Origin of the sequence: Acidocella aminolytica 101 = DSM 11237, from assembly GCF_900129125.1 — a bacterium.
In the GTDB taxonomy this organism is placed as follows: domain Bacteria; phylum Pseudomonadota; class Alphaproteobacteria; order Acetobacterales; family Acetobacteraceae; genus Acidocella; species Acidocella aminolytica.
Window position 1 is genome coordinate 1 of sequence record NZ_FQVJ01000093.1, and the last position, 1,550, is coordinate 1,550.

General features: G+C 54.3%; 1 protein-coding gene. It reads right to left on the reverse strand.

Going from position 1 to position 1,550, the window contains the following annotated elements; all coding sequences use genetic code 11:
- The coding region (locus tag BUB54_RS19730; protein ID WP_139285031.1) for an HAD-IIIC family phosphatase at positions 1 to 1,448 on the reverse strand (1,448 nt) is incomplete at its 3' end.
- Between the last annotated feature and the right edge of the window lie 102 nt (positions 1,449 to 1,550).

The window sequence follows — 1,550 nt, forward strand, 5'->3', positions numbered from 1 at the left end:
CCCGCCATGGTGGCACGCGCCTCATTCTCATTCTCAGGCCAGCGGCGCTTGGTGAAGTTAAGCTGGTTGGTACGGTTTACCAACTCATGGATACGCGGAAATTCTTCCGCAATGTCATAGTGAAAACTCACTCGCACTTGGCTTTGGCGGAGGAAGGCGAGATTATCGCCGGCCTGCCTTTGCTCACTATTCTTCTGTTCCAATAATTTGTAGCGTGCGAGGCGCACCATGTTCGGGTCTGGCTTGCCAGTAAGGCGCGGGTCTGCGCCCAGGCCAGGCAGAATATCTGCCCCTGCCACTTGCAGCCCGGGGTTATAATGTTGCGCCTCGTGCAAATTCATCGGATTGTCATCGATGAACAGCACAGAGGCGGCTCGCAGTTGTACCGTGTCGATGATATCGGCAATGAGCTGCCCCTTGGGCGCAAAGGCGATGCGCGGAAATACAATATAGTCCCATGCCCCACACTCTCGCAGTTTGCATTCAGCAGCCTCCGGATCATTCTTCGAGCAAACGGCATTGACAATGCCCCGTGTCGAAAGGGTTTTTAGCAACTCGACATGCTCGGGAATAATCGTGGCCCCACCTTCGGTCAGCGTGCCGTGCCAAAATGTCTCGTCGAGATCCCAGATCACCAGACGCACGGCCTCAGCGGGCTTATGTGACAAACGAGCTTTGATCTCGTCTATACGCTTTTGCAACGCGGGCATCAGCCCCCCTGCAAGCGGCATAGCGTGCTCACAAGACGCTAGCGCTTCGGACGGGCGGCCTAGACGGCTCAGCAGTCCCGCGTGTGTAAAATGGTAGTGGAATGAAGTTCCTCCCTCCAAAGCCCGCTCACACGCTGCCAGCGCCTCATCCAACCCCCCCGTAGCTTCCAGCGCGTTGGAGAGCAGATGGTCATAATGTGGAGACAGAGGTCCCAAACGATGTGCCTCTTGCAGGGTCAAAGACAGGGCAACAAAATCGCGTAGCCGGTAAAGAATCTCAGCCTTCTCTATGTAGAATCTCTGCCAGTTAGGCTTGACGGCAATCGCCCGGTTGATACAGCGTAAAGCTTCAGGAAGGTTACCCACCTTGAACAGCAGGATGGCTATTTCAGCGTGCCAATCCGGTAGAGCGTCCTGGGTATCCAGCAGCGGCAATAGCACGGCCAATGCTTCGGCTTCGTCCAGCGATCCAGCCCGTGTACGAGCAATTGTTGTCGTGTAGCAAGCCACCGGGTCACGAGGTGTGCGAGCCAGAGCGACCAACGCCTCCTGCTCAGCCTCGGCCCATGCTTCTTTTGCCATTAGCAACCGTGCCAACTCTAGTCGGAGACCGGTTTTTTGCGGATCAGCGGTAATAGCCATACGCAATTGAGCTTCGTTGAGGCAATTCTCCGTTGCAAAATCACAATCATCATTCTGCATCTTCAGAATCTCCCTCGTTACCGCATCACCAGCCATACGCCTTCAGCAAACATGCTACAATCTGCTGTTGCTATAGCTTCAACAACAGAAAATTTTCCGAGAATACGATTCTGTCGCGAATTGTAGGATTTCTATATT